This is a genomic window from Alteromonas gracilis (assembly GCF_036870955.2).
GTDB classification, from domain to species: domain Bacteria; phylum Pseudomonadota; class Gammaproteobacteria; order Enterobacterales; family Alteromonadaceae; genus Alteromonas; species Alteromonas gracilis_A.
In genome coordinates, this window is the sequence record NZ_CP145482.2 from 4381511 (window position 1) to 4397346 (window position 15836).

Sequence of the window (15836 nt, forward strand, 5' to 3'; positions counted from 1 at the left end):
TGCTGGGTTACATCGGCATATTTCTCCATCGGCTCTCTTCTATCAATAACAAAAAAACGCCACCCAAGTTTTAGCCTGTAAGGCACCTAGTGTTATTGAAACTCTTGTAATGCCCACAGTGACACGGCACAGTGTTAGCTTGGCTTCTCAGAACCTTGGTATCGCAAAAATATGAAAAAGCTAGGCCTTATTGGTGGAATGAGCTGGGAATCAACAGTGAGTTACTATCAGGCGATAAATCGTGGTGTAAATGATGCGCTTGGGGGCTTACATAGTGCCAGCATTTTACTGTCCAGCGTTGACTTTGCCCCCATTGAGCAACTTCAACATCAAGGTAAATGGGACGATATGGCACGCATGCTAAGCGATGAAGCGAAGCGCCTAGAGAACGCGGGCGCAAGCGCTATCGTAATTTGTACAAACACCATGCATAAGGTTGCCCCACAAATAGAAGAAGCCGTGTCTATACCTTTGCTGCACATTGCCGATGCAACAGGCAAAGCGCTGCAAGAGGCGGGTGTTAGCACAGTGGGGCTTCTTGGCACTCAATTTACCATGGAGCAACCTTTTTATACTGAACGATTAAAAGAGAAATTTGGTATTAAGGTCCTTATACCCAATACATCGCAACGACAACTAGTCCATAACATTATTTATGAACAATTATGCAAGGGTGTGATTTGTGTTAAGTCACGCAGCGCGTATATTGATGTTATAAGCGCATTATCTGAGCAAGGTGCCCAAGGCGTTATTTTAGGGTGCACGGAAATAGCGTTATTAGTACAACAATCACAAACTCCTGTTCGTCTTTTTGACACCACGTCCATTCACGCTCAGGCGGCCGTGAAATTTGCACTCTCGCAAAACAGTAAAGACCGACAAGACTAAAGAAAGGACACGATTATGTTTAGCCATGTAATGATTGGAGCCAACGACCTAGACGCATCAAAGCGTTTTTACGACGCCATACTGGGCGTGCTAGGCTATGATGAAGGCGTTTTTGACGAGTATGGCCGAGTGTTTTACTACACGCCTAAAGGTATTCTTGCATTGACCAAGCCAATTAATGGCGAAGAAGCGACGCATGGAAATGGAACCACTTTGGGGCTAGCTGCGCGCACACCAGATATTGTTGATGAATGGCACAAAGTAGGCTGCGAAAATGGGGGAGTGGCTTGCGAAGATCCTCCTGGTATCCGTGGCAACGACAAACGCCAACTCTATCTTGCTTATTTACGCGACCCGTCAGGTAACAAGCTTTGCGCAACGCATATAGTGCGTTAGCGGCAAGATTACACAATAGGGATGACACGTGACACCAAAGCAAACAGGTAAGGCGTATGACAGCATTACGCATAGGTGGACCCGAGAGGGCTTCAATCGCCAGAACGGCGTCGCAGCTTACAAAAAAGCGCTGACGTTTTTACCTGATACCTTGGTAACGCACAATGCCGCAGCCTTAGATATTGGCTGTGGCTGTACCAATCGCTTTATCCCCATTATCGAAGAGGCAAGGCTGAACTATGAAGGCATTGATATTTCAGCAGAGATGCTAAAACTCGCACGCTCAGCCTTTCCAAAACACACCTTCTACCACGACGATATTTGCACATTCTCGCTCCCTAAAACCTACGCGTTTTTCAGCGCTTGGGACAGCTTTTGGCATCTTCCATTAGACAAGCACGCGCCCGTATTGAAAAAGCTTGTGAGTCACTTGCCATCTGAAGGCGTTTTACTATTTAGTTGTGGCGGTGTGGACGACTCAGGTAGTCATACAAATTGTGCAATGGGCCCCGAAGTCTATTATGCGTCAATCGGCATAAACGGCTATATTTCTCTTCTCATTGAGGAAGGGTGTTTTATTCGTCACATAGAATACGATCAGTATCCTGAACAGCACACCATTGTTATTGCGCAAAAACGTTGACGTTGTTTTTAAGCAAGTTTGTCCATCCGATAAAACGACCACCCCAGTGTCACGCCTCTTGCCAGTAAAAAGGCAAGTAAAGCATACCATAAACTGACGTTGCCTTGATGTTGTGTGAAATACCATACGGGAAAGAACACAAACAGTGCACTTATAACCATAGTATTGCGCATGGCACTTGCTCGCGTTAGCCCAACGAATACACCGTCATACAGGAAGCACCAATGTCCGAGCATAGGCAATAGCACCATCAAGGGCAAATAGGGGGTAGCGGCATCGATGATGCTAATGTGCTGGGTAAGCGTTGCTATGATCTCTTCACCAGCAATATAAAAAACAATGCTGTAGAGTACGGCAAACAGCGAAGACCACAACAAGCCTTGATACGTTCTGCGGTTTATTTCTTGTTTGTCTTGCGTGCCTTTTGCTTCACCCACAAGCGCTTCAACACCATAAGCAATACCGTCCAGCCCTAGCGCAATTAGCACGAAGAACTGCATGAGAATTGCGTTCACCGCTGCCGACGTTTCGCCATAGCGTGCACCTTGCATGGTGAGGAATGCCAAGCATGCTTGTAGCGCCAAGTTGCGTATAAGCATATCGCCATTTAATTTAAGTATGACTTTTCGCGCAGCACGGTTAAACCACGCAGAGGAAATTTGGACACCCCCAACGTGTTTTAATGCTACGGCCAGTGACAGTATAACCATCGCATATTCTGTAAAGACACTGGCCAGTGCAACGCTTACCACGGAAAACCCCAAACCAAACACAAACAACACATCTAGCCCGGCATTCAAAAGATTCCCAATTATCTGAATAAGCATAACGCTACGCGTGCGTTGCTGCCCCACCAACCAGCCGACAAGCGCCAAATTCAGCATCGCTGCTGGCGCTCCCCACACTCGAGTATCAAAGTAGTGCTGAAGGTGTGTCGCCACCTCTTCATTTGGATTGGTCAACGCCAAGCCAATTTGCAAAATAGGGGTTTGAAGTACTAATACCAGTATCCCCAATACCAAAGCCACAATAATGGTTTGCCACAGTACTTTAGCCGACTCGACATGTGCATTTTCACTGCCTTTAGCCTGTGCACTTAAGCCTGTTGAAGACATGCGCAAAAAACCACAAACCCAATAAATTTGAGTAAGAATCAATGCCCCTACCGACGCTCCTGCAAGCATGGCAGGCACTGACATATGACCTAAAACAGCAGTATCGACTAGCCCAAGCAAGGGCGTTGTTATGTTTGCCAAAATCATTGGCAGCGCTAGCGCTAATAGACGTGTATGATCCTTAAAAAAAGAAGCTGTGATTCAGAAGAGCGAGGCATTGGCTGATCTCAATGGTTTCGTGACGTTTATAAAGTGGCAACAAAAAAGGAGTGTACCATGCATTTGACTAATTTTAGGCCTTGGACGAGCCTCAACTTACTTGCTCACAACGTCATGCGGTATATCGCGTTGTTACTTTGCGGCGTGTGTTTGACACTCATTAGCTACACCACCAACAAAGCGTTTGCCGCTGCGGTTCAACAAGAGGCAATGCCCACGAATGCGGTAATTTTGCTATACCACCATGTCTCAACGCAAACACCTGCAAGCACCAGCATATCGCCCAGTAAATTCAAAGAGCACATGGTGTATTTAAAGGAAAACCACGCTGTCGTGTCACTGCAAGAAGTCGTTAACGCTTTGAAAAACAAGACGCCTTTGCCCGATAAAGCGGTGGCGATTACATTTGACGACGGCTACGCCAATATATTAGAGAATGCACACCCTGTACTAACTGAACTGGGCTTTCCATACACTATTTTTATTAACCCAGGAGAAATAGGTGTGGGCCCCAAGCAATTGACATGGGAGCAAGTAGAGAGCATGCGTAATGAAGGTGTGAGTTTTGCCAACCACACCATGGATCATTTACACATGCTCAACAACATGCAGTCCATGGGACAAAAGGCATGGCTTGAAAATGTATGGCAAAACGTCGAAGAAGCACAGAAGCAATTAGATTCACGGTTGGCCATTGGCACTCAATACTTGGCTTACCCTTTTGGCGAATATAACCAAACTTTAGAGCAGCAACTCAAGAAACACGGTTACATTGGATTTGGCCAACATTCAGGAGCAGTTGGGCCTTACAGCAGTATGCAAGCACTCCCTCGCTTTCCCGCTGCTGGGCCTTACGCCAATCTATCGAGCTTAAAGACTAAGCTCAATAGCCTGGCTATGCCTGTCAAAAGCAGCTCTGTAACTGACCCGCAGTTGAAAACAAGGTCGTTAGACAACCCTGTTCGATTGACAATTGAAAGCGAAGATATGCGAGTATCTCAAGTTACGTGCTTTTTCGGGGGCGACCCTATTGAGACCAGTGTAGAAGACAATACCGTATCTTTTAAACTCGACGCTTCACTGCCCATTGGCTAGGTCTCGAGTGAACTGCACGGCCCCCTCAATACAGCAACCCGGGCGCTATTACTGGTATTCTCAACCTTTCTTTGTCGCTGACAGTAATGGGAATTACCCCGACTAGGAATTAGGTCGGTTAGGGCCAGGTGAGCGATACCACATTTAGCGCTGAGAAAACGTTTACCTAAACAGGTCGTGCAAAGCGAATGAATCCCTTGTTAATGGACTCTTCGCTAAAACCCGCATGCTGATAAAAGCGAATTGCATCAATATTGGAAAGCTCGACATCAAGAACAAGCTTTCGTTTATTTAGCTTCTCAGCTCTGGCGAGCATAGCATCTACCAAAGCTGTACCTATGCCTTTTCGCTTTGCATGCTTAGCCACAGCCACGTGGCCCAACATAAGTTCAGTATTCGTTGGAGGCGTTAAGTTAATCGCGACAGTCTGATTACGCATCAAGACTGTCATAGCTTCGTCTAGCGAAAAATAAGACGTGATGCTATCAAGGGTTGCACGGTCAAACTCTGCCCCTAACTTGCTATGCCATGAAGTGACAACACCAAGTATGTGATTGCCGTCCACCGCCACCCAGTGGTTTTGAAAGCCATATTGCCCACCACCCAGTTGCCACGCATGAGCAAGGTAGCCGTCGGCTGTTTTGGTTTGATTATGTCCGAAAATAGATACTAACAATGACTCCGCGGCACTTAAAATAAGAGGAGCCGTTTGAGCGGCATCAGACGCCACTCCTTGCCTGATTTTGATATCCATATAACTACTTCAAGATTATTACTGGCATATCTTCCAGTATTTGCTGAGAATCACTTATCGACAGCTTTCCTGGCTCTCTTCTGGGCTTAAACCTTCCTGTAACGCGAGCTAATGGGTCGATAAGTACGACAGACGCACTATGGTCAACTAAGTAGTTCGGATCATCAGTACTGTCAGCAATCGCGTACATCATGCCCAAATTGCGAACGAAAGGGAAAAGGGCTTTGTGCTCACCAGTCACTGCGACGAACTCTTTATTAAAATAGCTCACATATTCAGAAAGTCTATTTATTGAGTCACGTTTTGGGTCAACCGAGACAAACACCACTCGAATAGGCTCTTCACTTTCTATCGCTTGAAGCTGAGGATAAATAGCGTTTAGTTCAGCCATTGTCGTGGGACATATATCTGGGCAAAACGTGTAGCCAACAAATACCAAGCTCCATTGTCCTTCAAGCGAGGCATTGGTAAATGGATTGCCTTCGTGATCGGTTAACGCAAAAGGGGCAAGTGCTCTAGCTTCAGGGTAGGTTTGAAAATATTTTGGCGAGTTCTGATTTTCAATTGAAGGAGGCGCAATATATAACGCCCCAACAATGCCCGCACATAGTGCTAAAAATGCAATTACGCCAACTAAAATCCTTTGATTCATAAACTTATAGGTACATAGTGATCCAACAGCAATACCACAAACAATACCATGAGATGAATGATTGAGAACCTAAAAGTTTTCATAGCGGTTTGACTATCTGCGGCATACTTCAGCTTTATCGCATACGCCAAAAAGCCAAGATTCAATAAACTGGAACCTACCAGATAGATAAGATCGCTCATACCAATTAAATAAGGCATTAGACAAATTAGCCCCAACAACACGGTGTAAAGCAAGACAGACGTTTTAGTAAATGAGACACCGTGCGTCACAGGAAGCATTGGAACCTTAGCTTTGGCATAATCTTTCTCACGGTGGATAGCAAGCGCCCAGAAATGCGGCGGTGTCCAGGTAAAAATAATCAGCACAAGGAGTAACGCATGCGCATGCACTTCTCCGGTAACCGCAGTCCATCCTAGTAAAGGAGGAGCCGCTCCGGCAAGACCGCCAATAACGATATTCTGCGGCGTTGCGCGCTTAAGATACATGGTATAGATAAAGGCGTAACCAACTAGGCTTGCCAAGGTTAACCATGCCGTCAACATATTCACAAAAAGCGCAAGTACTGCAAAGCCTACGACGCCGAGTGCAAACGCAAACCACAGTGCATTGTTTACGCTAACCTTTCCCTTAGCAACAGGGCGATTGAAGGTACGCGCCATCATGCTGTCAATTTTATGGTCTACAACATGATTGATAACCGCCGCAGAAGCAGACAGCATTCCGATACCAGCTAAACCACATATAAGCGTTGTGGCATTAACCCAATTGGGTGTAGCTAAACACATTCCCACCAGCGCTGTCAGCAGCAGTAGCATCACTACATTTGGCTTGGTCATTTCATAGTAATCTCGCCACGATACCGTGTTGTGTTTTCTTGTCGAGCGGGTAGCAATTGAGATTGTTTTAGCCATGGAAACCTCCGGGCGCCTTGGTAAGAGAATGGGCAGTGAAAGATGCAGAAGGGATTGCTGAATCAGAAACACCTTGAGAATAACGGTGGTCCCCACCGTCTTGTAGACCAACTGAAACGGTTGAATTGTGACTGAAAAGAGTAAAAACCAAATACAATAACGAGAGTAACAAAAACGCAGCTACCGCATTGTGCAAAACGGCCACCGCCAGCGGTAGCATAAAGACCACATTGCTAATCCCTAAGGCAACTTGTGCAGTAAGCGCAGATAACATCACAACCCCAATGCGCTTTTGCATAGAACTTGTTGCCTTTGACATAAGGATAGATACACCCAGTGCCAACAGGTATGCAAAAGTAATCAAAGCGCCGACCCGATGCACGATATGCATAGTCACACGCTCTCCATAGTCATGCGCACCGAATTCATAATTGTCAGCGTCAGGTACGCTGTAGGCGCCCGCAAAGTCTAACCGCGCCTGCCAACCACTTTCACAAATTGGCATCTCTGTACACGCTAACGCGGCATAGTTTGCAGATGTCCAACCACCAAGTGCAATTTGTGTGACAAGTACAGCGACGCCTACACAAGCAAAAAGCCGTAGTTTGTGTTGCAACGTTTGCGGCATGGTTGATAGCGAGCCATCAACAGCTTGGTCTGCATTGTCTCGTTCTCGCAACCTTAGATAGAGAATAAACAAGCACGATATAACGGTAAAACCACCCAACAGGTGTCCCATCACAACGACAGGCAATAGATTCAACGTTACCGTCCACATCCCCAGTGCTGCTTGGAAAATAATTAATGCAAGCAGCAACAGCGGCAGCCTCAAAGGAGTTCCCGTTTTGCGTTGACGTATGGCAATGATCGCAATGGCAAGCACACATAGCCCTAACGTACCTGCAAAATAACGATGAATCATTTCATTCCATGCTTTGAAAGCTTCTACTGGGCGCTCAGGATAAGCAGCATTAGCTTGCGCCACTTTGTCTTCGCTAAGCGGCACCGTTAAATTCCCATAACAACCGGGCCAATCGGGGCAACCTAAGCCCGCATCAGTGAGACGAGTATAGGCACCGAGAATAATGACAACGGCTGCAAGAAAGAGACTAAAAAGGGTTAACTTTTTCATGGCGATCATCCTATACGAGAGAGTTTTAAAAGCTTTCTGATGTCCGCCAACATATTTCTACTCTCCATAACAGCGTCTTTTTTGTCATTTTTGATTTCATAGAACAACATGGCGTTATTCTGTGTATCAACGATGTAGACACTATTAGACGCCAGTCCGGCGGTATTTGAAGACGTGAACGTACTTACATTAGGATATTCAGAAAGCGCTGCGATAGCAGATTGATCGCTATTGTCAGTCAGCAACACTAAGGCTTCAGCCCTATCTGACTCTTTGCCTAGTGCTAACCATACTTGGTTAATACTAAATAACGCATTTTCACACACTGCATCACACTGCTGTGGCATAACGTAAACCATGCGCCACTTTGGCGGTGAAGACGCAAGCACGTCGCTCATATCAATAGTAGGTGTCAATAACTGACCTTTATTGGTCGCGGCCTTGGTAAACCAATCATTCTCAAGCGCTAGTTTGGCTAAAATAACTGGCACAACAAATACCGCAATCATCAAAAGAAGCGTTTTCTTTGAAGCGGTATTTTTTACAGATGCAGTATTACTCATTGCTACGTCCTTTCTTACTAATTGCAAAACCACCTATGGCAGCTGCTGCAATGGCTAATCCAAACCACTGTACAGCATAACCAAGGTGCTTTTCTGGCGACATCACAACAGGCTGATAATTGCGAGCAAATGCAGGATTTTCTGATGTGAGCTGGATTACGACTGGCAACAACTGAATGCCTAAACCACGGCTTAGTGCTGCGAAATCAAGTTGCTGAACAAGTGCGGGAAATTGAGACAAATCATCATTTGTTTCTGTCACTAGAGGATTGGCGCCAGGTACTGACACCACGCCTTCGAAAGCTAGCAGTTCATTATCCAATTGAATAGTGGGCAATGTGCGCATGAAATCAGGTGCAGGTACCCATCCATAATTCACTAACAACCACCCAGCATTGGTACTGACAGGCACGACAATATCGAACCCAACACGCTGATTGTGAATTTGATTATCGAGATAGATGAGGTGCTTAGGGTTTGGTACGCCGCTGAATTCAACACGGATATCTCGTGGGTCATCATGTGATAGCGCCGCCACCAAACTCATACTTCCATTGCCTTGCTTTTGCGCTATGCTAGCTAAACGTTGCTGTTTTTGTACCATGCGTTCAAGTTGCCAATATCCAAGTGCACACATAACCGCAACGCTGACTGCGGTAATTAGCCATGGAAGTAACGTGCTTGAGCGCGCAGACATAACTAACAAGCCCTACACAAACCAAAAAGAAAAACAGAGGTGTGAGACATGATCAAAATTATTCTAGTTGCCTTAGTGCTATACATGATTGTTAACTTATTCATGGCAATGCGCGTAATGATGAGAAACGACCCTAAAAATGGCCCTATGAGCAAATACATTGGGCGTAGAGTACTCACCTCCGCGGTAATCGTTATTATTATTCTTGTTGCTATTAGTACAGGGTTAATTACGCCGAACCCTAGACCTTACTAGGGCTCGGCAAAGCTTAGCTAAAGTACATAAACAAAGATGTAGAGCATTACCCACACTACATCGACAAAGTGCCAATACCAACTTCCCGCCTGAAACGCGAAATGGTTTTCTGGCGTAAAATGTCCCTTTAACACTCGGAAAAACAACACAATAAGGATGATGGTTCCCAAGGTCACATGCATGCCGTGAAACCCGGTCAGCATGAAGAAGGTATTGCCATAAATACCCGATTGCAGTGTCAGGCCTAAATCTTGATAAGCGTGGATGTACTCTTCAACTTGTAAGAACAAAAACCCACAGCCCAATAAAATAGTGACGCCTAGCATTAACGTAAGCTGCTTACGCTTATTTTGCTCTAGACCAACGTGGGCAAAGTGAAGCGTGATAGATGAAATCAGCAGAATGACGGTATTAATCGTTGGCAAGCCCGCCGCACTCATTTCCTGTGTGGTGATACCGCCTGGCGTGTTAACTAGCGGCCACATTGCTTCAAAGGTCGGCCATAACACCTCGTTAGTCATTGCATTATTTGATGCTCCGCCTAGCCAAGGCACTGCTATAAAACGTGCGTAATACAGTGCCCCAAAGAACGCGGCAAAAAACATGACTTCAGAGAAGATAAACCAACTCATCCCTTGACGATATGACCTACCAAGTTGGTCGCTATACAAGCCCGACATTGACTCATCAATTTGGTTTTTGAACCAACCAACAAGCATCACAAGTAGCACAACAATGCCTGCGGTTAAGATGTGGCCACCGTAGCCAGTTTCACCCCTAGTTGCTTCTACTACAAAATTGCCTGCGCCAACGGCAATAAGAAACAGCGCTATCGCGCCCACAATGGGCCAGGGACTTTGCGCGGGTACATAATATTTTTGATATTCTTGCTGCATTTTCTTCTCCTTGTCCTTTGGCTACTCACCGCTTTGCGATGAGTCCACCATAAAAGGATTCGGTTTAGTCGTTAGGTCACTTGCTCTCGCGGTGACGTCATATAATGTGTACTGCAATGTAAAATAGGTAATTTCTTCAGGAAGCTGGGGGTCGACATAAAACTGCATAGGCATGTAGGCTTCACTTCCTGCATCTAACGGTTGTTGGTTAAAGCAAAAGCACTCTGTCTTGTTTAAGTAAAGTGCTGCGGTTCCAGGAGACACAGAGGGAATAGCTTGCGCCACAATGTTGCTAGACGCGGGGTTTCTAACGTAAAACGACACCGTATTGAGCTCACCAGGATGTACCTTTACGCGTTTGGTTTCAGCGCGAAACTCCCACGGCATACCCGTGTTGGTGCGCGTAATGAACTCAACTGTCACTTCTCGTGATGTATCAATGTCGACGGACTGATAGACGGCTGCAGAGTTTTCTGTTTTGCCATTTATTCCTGTCACATCGCAAAAAACGTCGTATAACGGCACCAACGCAAAGCCAAACCCAAACATCCCAAAGACGATGGCGATAAGCTTAAGTACCATTTTGTTATTTGCACTCGCTTGTGACATCACATCCCTCCTTCGCTGCATTTATGTCGAGGTGATAGCGGCCCCCTCATTTGAGGGGGAGTGGGTCCACTATCTCACCGACTGTTATGGCAGTGATTACTTCACAACAGGTGGTGTTTCAAAGGTGTGATAAGGAGCAGGCGATGGAATTTCCCATTCTAACCCTTCTGCACCATCCCACACTTGTGCTGAAACTGGCTCACCTTGTTTTTTGCATGCTTTGATTAATAACGCCAAGAAGATGAGCTGTGACAGACCAAACGCAAACCCGCCTAAACTTATCCACTTATTAAAATCTGCAAATTGAAGCGCGTAATCAGGAATACGGCGAGGCATCCCAGCAAGTCCGACAAAGTGCATTGGGAAAAACAGTACGTTTACAGACACCAACGAGCACCAGAAATGCCATTTTGCCAATGTAGTGTCGTACATTTTTCCTGTCCACTTTGGCAGCCAGTAATAAACGGCCGCCATGATAGAAAACACGGCTCCCGTGACCAATACATAGTGGAAATGCGCTACAACAAAATAGGTATCGTGATACTGGAAGTCTACTGGCGTAATAGCCAACATAAGTCCGGACAATCCACCGATGGTAAACAGCACGATAAAGGCAATAGCAAACATCATTGGCATTTCAAAGGTCAATGAACCGCGCCACATTGTCGCAACCCAGTTAAATACCTTCACGCCAGTCGGCACAGATATCAACATGGTCGCGAACATGAAAAACATCTCCATATACACCTAAGATACCCGTTGTAAACATGTGATGCGCCCAGACAACAAATGACAACAGCGCAATCGATGCTGTGGCGTATACCATTGAGGCATAGCCAAACAATTTCTTGCGTGAAAAGGTAGGCACAATCTGCGAAATAATGCCGAAAGCTGGCAAAATCATAATGTACACCTCTGGATGCCCAAAGAACCAGAATATGTGCTGGAACATAACTGGGTCACCACCGCCTGCTGCGTCAAAGAAGCTCGTACCGAAGAACTTGTCAGTGAGTACCATTGTCACTGCACCAGCCAGTACCGGCGATAACGGCAATCAGCAAGAACGCCGTTATGAGCCACGTCCATACAAACAGCGGCATTTTCATCCATGTCATACCAGGGGCACGCATGTTGAAAATAGTAACGATCACGTTAATGGCGCCCATGATGGACGAAATACCCATGATATGAACCGAGAAAACAAACAGGGCAGTAGAGTCACCGCTGTACGTTGTCGATAACGGAGCATAGAAAGTCCAACCAAACGCTGGACCACCGCCTTCCATAAACAACGAACTTAGCAATATTAGAAAGGCGCCAGGTAAAATCCAGAAGCTCCAATTATTCATGCGAGGCAACGCCATATCTGGCGCACCTATCATCATAGGTACCAGCCAATTAGCAAGGCCCGTAAACGCAGGCATTACGGCGCCAAACACCATAATAAGCCCATGCACAGTGGTCATCTGGTTAAAAAAGTTTGGATCGACGATTTGCAGACCGGGTTGAAATAACTCTGCACGAATAACCATGGCCATTGCGCCGCCCACCAAAAACATAATGAAGGCGAACCAAAGGTACAGCGTACCAATGTCTTTATGGTTTGTAGTAAACAACCAGCGAGTAATACCCTTTGGTATATGATCGTGATGGTCGTGCTCGTCGTGATGCACAGATGAATCTGGCGAAATAACTTCAGTTGCTTTGCTCATAACTCGCTCCTACTTGCCCGTTGCCACGGCGTTTACATCCTTCGCCTGTACCATGTCACCTAGGTGTTGTTGCCCCATGCGTTGCGTTCATAGGTAACCACTGCTGCAATTTCTTTAAGGCTTAGCATTTTCCCAAATGCTTGCATGGCAGTACCAGACTTACCGTTTATCACAATATCGATATGGCCTTGCTGGTCCTCTAATGCCATTTTGCTTCCTTTCAATGCTGGGAATACACCGGGTAACCCTTCACCGTTAGGCATATGACAAGCTGCGCAGGTTGCGTTATACACCCGTTCGCCTTCTTTCATGAGTTCATCCATTGACATATTCATCGACAATAAACGCTGCTCTTCTTCTTTAGCTCGACGAACACTTTCTTCTTGTTCGCTCATCCAGGCGGCATATTCTGCTGGCTCTTTAGCAATGACGACAACGGGCATATATCCGTGGTCCTTGCCGCATAGCTCTGCGCATTGACCGCGATAAATTCCCGGCTCGTTTACTTTGGCCCATGCTTCGTTGATGAAACCAGGGTTAGCGTCTTTTTTGACAGCAAAGTCGGGTACCCACCACGAATGAATCACGTCATCAGACGTAATCAAAAACCGAACTTTCTGACCTGTAGGGATCACAAGCGGGCGATCAACCTCAAGCAGGTAGTTGTCGGTTTTCTCAAATTTGTTCTCAATTTGCTCTCGTTGAGTGGCAAGTAACGAATAGAACTCGACATCACTGTCCATATACTTATAGTGCCACTTCCATTGAGAGCCTGTCACAAGTACCGTCATGTCGGGCTCTGACACATCTTCCATCGCAATAAGTGTGTTCGCCGCTGGGACGGCCATAAAAATGAGGATAAGAAAAGGAACCACTGTCCATGCAATTTCCACTTTCACGTTTTCGTGAAAATTAGCTGGTTTGGCACCCCGGGACTTTCTGTGTAAATACATGGATGCGAACATTACGCCAAACACGACGACAGCAATGCCGACGCAAATGAAGAACATCAACATGTGAAGGTCATAAACCTGTCCACTGATGTCCGTGGCGCCGCGCCTGAGGTTCAACGAAGACAATTCTTCAGCAGCCTCTTGCGCAAAAAGGAAATGGGAAAAAAGCAAAAAGGGAATACTGGCAGCCCCTTTTACCATCATGGTCATTAGTTGTTTCACTCAGCACCTCCGTAATGGTAGAACCATTAACGCTAAATGTTTGTGCGCGATGTCCCTACCAAATGGTTTGCGAACGACTGACCCACCACTGCAATTTGTAAAACAAATTTAGAGCCATTGTTATTATTTTGTTAATCTCTGTATAAGAATTGCGCAATAATGACGTGGCGTCTAGTCTTTTCTGTTAATTTTTTGACGAGATGATTAAAATTTAATCATTTTGTAAAAATAGCCTGCACTGAGATAGTGCATTGATAGCGAAGGGGCTCGTGGAAGGGAGGTAAAAAATCAAACGCTCATTTTGAACGAACAGCGTTCAGTAGAAATTGTAAATAAGCTTTTAAATCAGGCAGTAAAATAAACCATAAAATCGTATTCAAACACGAGCGGATATAGGACATATCAAAAAACTAGGGTACTTTGCCTCTATCATCATGGATATTGATAATGATGTTGAACAATATCGCTAACAATCATGCTCGTCTTTATCTTTGTTCAAAAAACAACCTTTCGAACATAAACCGACTAGAAAAGCGTAAGATAAGTTATAAAAAAAGCGGCTACAAAGCCGCTTTTAATTAAACCTGTCGAAACCTTACATCCAGTCAGCATTTCTGATAACACCAACGGCTATCCCTTCAATGGCAAATGGTTGAGATGCAAGGTCAACCTTTATCGGCGCAAACTCATCATTCTCTGCATGCAACAGTACTTCTCGACCACGCTTTTCTAAGCGCTTTACGGTGACGTCTTCATCTACACGTGCAACTACTACTTGCCCGTTATGTACATCGGTAGTGCGATGGACCGCAAGTAGATCGCCATCAAGAATACCAATGTCTTTCATACTCATGCCGTTTACACGTAATAGAAAATCGGCATGAGGCTGAAATAGTGCTGGGTCTACTTTATAGTGCGACTCGACATGTTCTTGCGCCAATATGGGTTCGCCTGCAGCAACACGGCCAATAAGCGGGAGCCCTTCTTCTTCTGGCGTTTCGTCTTCCAGAGGGATATTTAATTTGATGCCTCGAGATGTGCCGGGCAAAATTTCAATGACACCCTTACGCGCCAACGCTTTTAAATGTTCTTCGGCCGCATTCGCTGATCGAAAGCCAAGTTGGCGAGCGATTTCAGCGCGCGTGGGCGGCATCCCTGTTTCCTGCATTGTGGTTTTAATAAGTTCTAAAACTTCAGTTTGTCGAGCTGTGAGTGGGCGCATAAAAGACCTGTCTGTTCATACAGTTCCTGTAAGTATATACACCTAAATTTAAATAACAAGCGCTACACGGCAGCAGATAAAATAAAACTTGAAAAACGTCTTTTTGGTCACATTTAATACAACAGAAAACTAATACTAAAGAAAAATGGACGCATATTAGATGCTAAGATTTTCTCCCTTTTCTGCCGACCTTGCGCCCTACTTTGACAGCATAAACAGAGAGTGGATAGAAACCATGTTCGCCCTCGAGCCTGTCGACGAACAGGTTATTTCATCACCTCAGACCTCTATCATTGACCAAGGAGGCCACATTTAGTTTGCCAAACATGATGACTTAGGCGTGGTTGGTACCTGTGCTTTGATGAAAAAAGGGGACGGCATTTTTGAACTAACCAAAATGGGTGTAGTCAGTAGTGCGAGGGGTCTGAAAGTTGGTGAGGCCCTGTTAAAGCAAGTTATTGAACAAGCACCGCTCATCGCGCACAACACCTTATTTTTACTGACCAATAAAAAGTGTGAGGCCGCCATTCATTTGTACGATAAGAATGGCTTGTACATTGTAATTCAATTATGCAGCAATACGGTGATGCGTACGCTAGGTGTGATGTAGCTATGCGCTACACAGGCATTTGATACAACAAACAGACGTAACACAACGCGTACACGTCAAGGATGATATAAAGGCATAGTGCGAGATAATTCGCCGACTGTGTTACACTTCGCCCGTTTTCATTTCATAGGACAATTTTATTCATGTCGTGGATGCGAAAAGCCCTTTTGTCGGTGTTTCATTATCCTGTTAAGTTACTGGTAAAAGCCCACAGCATTCCAGTAAACGTTGAAACCGAATTAGGCATAGACAAAAACAAGCCCATTGTTTATCTGCTTCCTACCAACTC

General features: G+C 45.5%; 17 protein-coding genes and 2 pseudogenes. 7 read left to right on the top strand and 12 right to left on the bottom strand.

Features of this window, described 5'->3' with window-relative positions; all coding sequences use genetic code 11:
• Nucleotides 1-171: 171 nt before the first annotated feature.
• From V6N89_RS21090 to V6N89_RS21100, 3 genes are read left to right on the top strand one after another with little or no spacing between them, the layout of a single operon-like run.
• Entirely contained in the window at nt 172-888 is a 717-nt protein-coding gene (locus V6N89_RS21090; protein ID WP_338519410.1) for an aspartate/glutamate racemase family protein, read from the top strand.
• A 15-nt stretch (nt 889-903) separates the two neighbouring features.
• Nucleotides 904-1284 carry a VOC family protein gene (locus V6N89_RS21095; RefSeq protein ID WP_338519412.1) on the top strand — a complete coding sequence of 127 codons (381 nt, stop codon included), beginning with the start codon at nt 904-906 and terminating at the stop codon, nt 1282-1284.
• A 28-nt stretch (nt 1285-1312) separates the two neighbouring features.
• Nucleotides 1313-1927 (top strand): class I SAM-dependent methyltransferase, encoded by a 615-nt coding sequence (locus V6N89_RS21100; RefSeq protein ID WP_338519414.1) that lies wholly within the window; start codon nt 1313-1315, stop codon nt 1925-1927.
• An 8-nt stretch (nt 1928-1935) separates the two neighbouring features.
• Here the strand turns inward: V6N89_RS21100 and V6N89_RS21105 are convergent, their stop codons facing one another.
• Entirely contained in the window at nt 1936-3189 is a 1254-nt protein-coding gene (locus V6N89_RS21105; RefSeq protein WP_346993221.1) for an MATE family efflux transporter, read from the bottom strand.
• Between the two features lie 129 nt (nt 3190-3318).
• Here V6N89_RS21105 and V6N89_RS21110 point away from each other — a divergent pair, with 129 nt between their 5' ends.
• Nucleotides 3319-4356, top strand: coding sequence for a polysaccharide deacetylase family protein (locus tag V6N89_RS21110; RefSeq protein ID WP_338519417.1), 1038 nt, complete (start codon nt 3319-3321; stop codon nt 4354-4356).
• Between the two features lie 166 nt (nt 4357-4522).
• On the opposite strand, the gene V6N89_RS21115 is transcribed toward V6N89_RS21110, so the two are convergent.
• The 6 genes from V6N89_RS21115 to V6N89_RS21140 are packed head-to-tail and all read right to left on the bottom strand — an operon-like array spanning nt 4523 to nt 9068.
• A complete protein-coding gene (locus tag V6N89_RS21115) occupies nt 4523-5110 on the bottom strand; it encodes a GNAT family N-acetyltransferase (protein WP_338519419.1) in 588 nt (195 codons plus the stop codon).
• A 4-nt stretch (nt 5111-5114) separates the two neighbouring features.
• On the bottom strand, nt 5115-5762 hold the full coding sequence (locus V6N89_RS21120; protein ID WP_338519421.1) for an SCO family protein: 648 nt from the start codon (nt 5760-5762) through the stop codon (nt 5115-5117).
• Nucleotides 5759-6676, bottom strand: coding sequence for a heme o synthase (gene cyoE / locus V6N89_RS21125; RefSeq protein WP_338519422.1), 918 nt, complete (start codon nt 6674-6676; stop codon nt 5759-5761). Before cyoE ends, V6N89_RS21120 begins: the two co-directional genes overlap by 4 nt.
• Nucleotides 6669-7808: a COX15/CtaA family protein gene (locus V6N89_RS21130; protein WP_338519424.1), complete on the bottom strand. Its 1140-nt coding sequence runs from the start codon at nt 7806-7808 to the stop codon at nt 6669-6671. Before V6N89_RS21130 ends, cyoE begins: the two co-directional genes overlap by 8 nt.
• Before the next feature lie 5 nt (nt 7809-7813).
• A complete protein-coding gene (locus V6N89_RS21135; protein ID WP_338519426.1) occupies nt 7814-8371 on the bottom strand; it encodes a hypothetical protein in 558 nt (185 codons plus the stop codon).
• Nucleotides 8364-9068: an SURF1 family protein gene (locus V6N89_RS21140; protein WP_338519428.1), complete on the bottom strand. Its 705-nt coding sequence runs from the start codon at nt 9066-9068 to the stop codon at nt 8364-8366. The genes V6N89_RS21135 and V6N89_RS21140 overlap by 8 nt, the downstream gene beginning before the upstream one ends.
• A 48-nt stretch (nt 9069-9116) precedes the next feature.
• On the opposite strand from V6N89_RS21140, the gene V6N89_RS21145 reads away from it, so the two are divergent.
• Nucleotides 9117-9323 carry a DUF2909 domain-containing protein gene (locus tag V6N89_RS21145; RefSeq protein WP_338519430.1) on the top strand — a complete coding sequence of 69 codons (207 nt, stop codon included), beginning with the start codon at nt 9117-9119 and terminating at the stop codon, nt 9321-9323.
• A gap of 17 nt (nt 9324-9340) precedes the next feature.
• Here the strand turns inward: V6N89_RS21145 and V6N89_RS21150 are convergent, their stop codons facing one another.
• From V6N89_RS21150 to lexA, 5 genes and pseudogenes are all read right to left on the bottom strand, one after another.
• Complete coding sequence (locus tag V6N89_RS21150; RefSeq protein ID WP_346993222.1) at nt 9341-10219, bottom strand: cytochrome c oxidase subunit 3; 879 nt, start codon at nt 10217-10219, stop codon at nt 9341-9343.
• Between the two features lie 21 nt (nt 10220-10240).
• Nucleotides 10241-10828: a cytochrome c oxidase assembly protein gene (locus V6N89_RS21155; RefSeq protein WP_338520184.1), complete on the bottom strand. Its 588-nt coding sequence runs from the start codon at nt 10826-10828 to the stop codon at nt 10241-10243.
• A 96-nt stretch (nt 10829-10924) separates the two neighbouring features.
• A pseudogene (gene ctaD / locus V6N89_RS21160) lies at nt 10925-12540 on the bottom strand (cytochrome c oxidase subunit I).
• Nucleotides 12541-12549: 9 nt separating this feature from the next.
• Nucleotides 12550-13715, bottom strand: a pseudogene (gene coxB / locus V6N89_RS21165) (cytochrome c oxidase subunit II).
• Nucleotides 13716-14310: 595 nt separating this feature from the next.
• On the bottom strand, nt 14311-14937 hold the full coding sequence (gene lexA, locus V6N89_RS21170; protein ID WP_338519432.1) for a transcriptional repressor LexA: 627 nt from the start codon (nt 14935-14937) through the stop codon (nt 14311-14313).
• 160 nt (nt 14938-15097) lie between these two features.
• On the opposite strand from lexA, the gene V6N89_RS21175 reads away from it, so the two are divergent.
• Together V6N89_RS21175 and V6N89_RS21180 are read left to right on the top strand one after the other, a co-directional pair.
• Nucleotides 15098-15253, top strand: coding sequence for a hypothetical protein (locus V6N89_RS21175; RefSeq protein ID WP_338519434.1), 156 nt, complete (start codon nt 15098-15100; stop codon nt 15251-15253).
• 45 nt (nt 15254-15298) lie between these two features.
• Nucleotides 15299-15547, top strand: a complete 249-nt coding sequence (locus tag V6N89_RS21180) for a GNAT family N-acetyltransferase (RefSeq protein ID WP_338520185.1) — start codon at nt 15299-15301, stop codon at nt 15545-15547.
• Nucleotides 15548-15836: the final 289 nt, after the last annotated feature.

Bases quoted from the DNA above. Each gene is read 5' to 3' on its own strand.
- V6N89_RS21180 (WP_338520185.1), top strand. From the start codon at position 15,299: ATGAAAAAAGGGGACGGCATTTTTGAACTAACCAAAATGGGTGTAGTC.
- V6N89_RS21145 (WP_338519430.1), top strand. From the start codon at position 9,117: ATGATCAAAATTATTCTAGTTGCCTTAGTGCTATACATGATTGTTAAC.
- V6N89_RS21110 (WP_338519417.1), top strand. From the start codon at position 3,319: ATGCATTTGACTAATTTTAGGCCTTGGACGAGCCTCAACTTACTTGCT.
- V6N89_RS21120 (WP_338519421.1), bottom strand. From the start codon at position 5,762: ATGAATCAAAGGATTTTAGTTGGCGTAATTGCATTTTTAGCACTATGT.
- V6N89_RS21130 (WP_338519424.1), bottom strand. From the start codon at position 7,808: ATGAAAAAGTTAACCCTTTTTAGTCTCTTTCTTGCAGCCGTTGTCATT.
- V6N89_RS21105 (WP_346993221.1), bottom strand. From the start codon at position 3,189: ATGATTTTGGCAAACATAACAACGCCCTTGCTTGGGCTAGTCGATACT.
- V6N89_RS21095 (WP_338519412.1), top strand. From the start codon at position 904: ATGTTTAGCCATGTAATGATTGGAGCCAACGACCTAGACGCATCAAAG.
- cyoE (WP_338519422.1), bottom strand. From the start codon at position 6,676: ATGGCTAAAACAATCTCAATTGCTACCCGCTCGACAAGAAAACACAAC.
- V6N89_RS21090 (WP_338519410.1), top strand. From the start codon at position 172: ATGAAAAAGCTAGGCCTTATTGGTGGAATGAGCTGGGAATCAACAGTG.
- lexA (WP_338519432.1), bottom strand. From the start codon at position 14,937: ATGCGCCCACTCACAGCTCGACAAACTGAAGTTTTAGAACTTATTAAA.
- V6N89_RS21115 (WP_338519419.1), bottom strand. From the start codon at position 5,110: ATGGATATCAAAATCAGGCAAGGAGTGGCGTCTGATGCCGCTCAAACG.
- V6N89_RS21135 (WP_338519426.1), bottom strand. From the start codon at position 8,371: ATGAGTAATACTGCATCTGTAAAAAATACCGCTTCAAAGAAAACGCTT.
- V6N89_RS21155 (WP_338520184.1), bottom strand. From the start codon at position 10,828: ATGTCACAAGCGAGTGCAAATAACAAAATGGTACTTAAGCTTATCGCC.
- V6N89_RS21140 (WP_338519428.1), bottom strand. From the start codon at position 9,068: ATGTCTGCGCGCTCAAGCACGTTACTTCCATGGCTAATTACCGCAGTC.
- V6N89_RS21150 (WP_346993222.1), bottom strand. From the start codon at position 10,219: ATGCAGCAAGAATATCAAAAATATTATGTACCCGCGCAAAGTCCCTGG.
- V6N89_RS21175 (WP_338519434.1), top strand. From the start codon at position 15,098: ATGCTAAGATTTTCTCCCTTTTCTGCCGACCTTGCGCCCTACTTTGAC.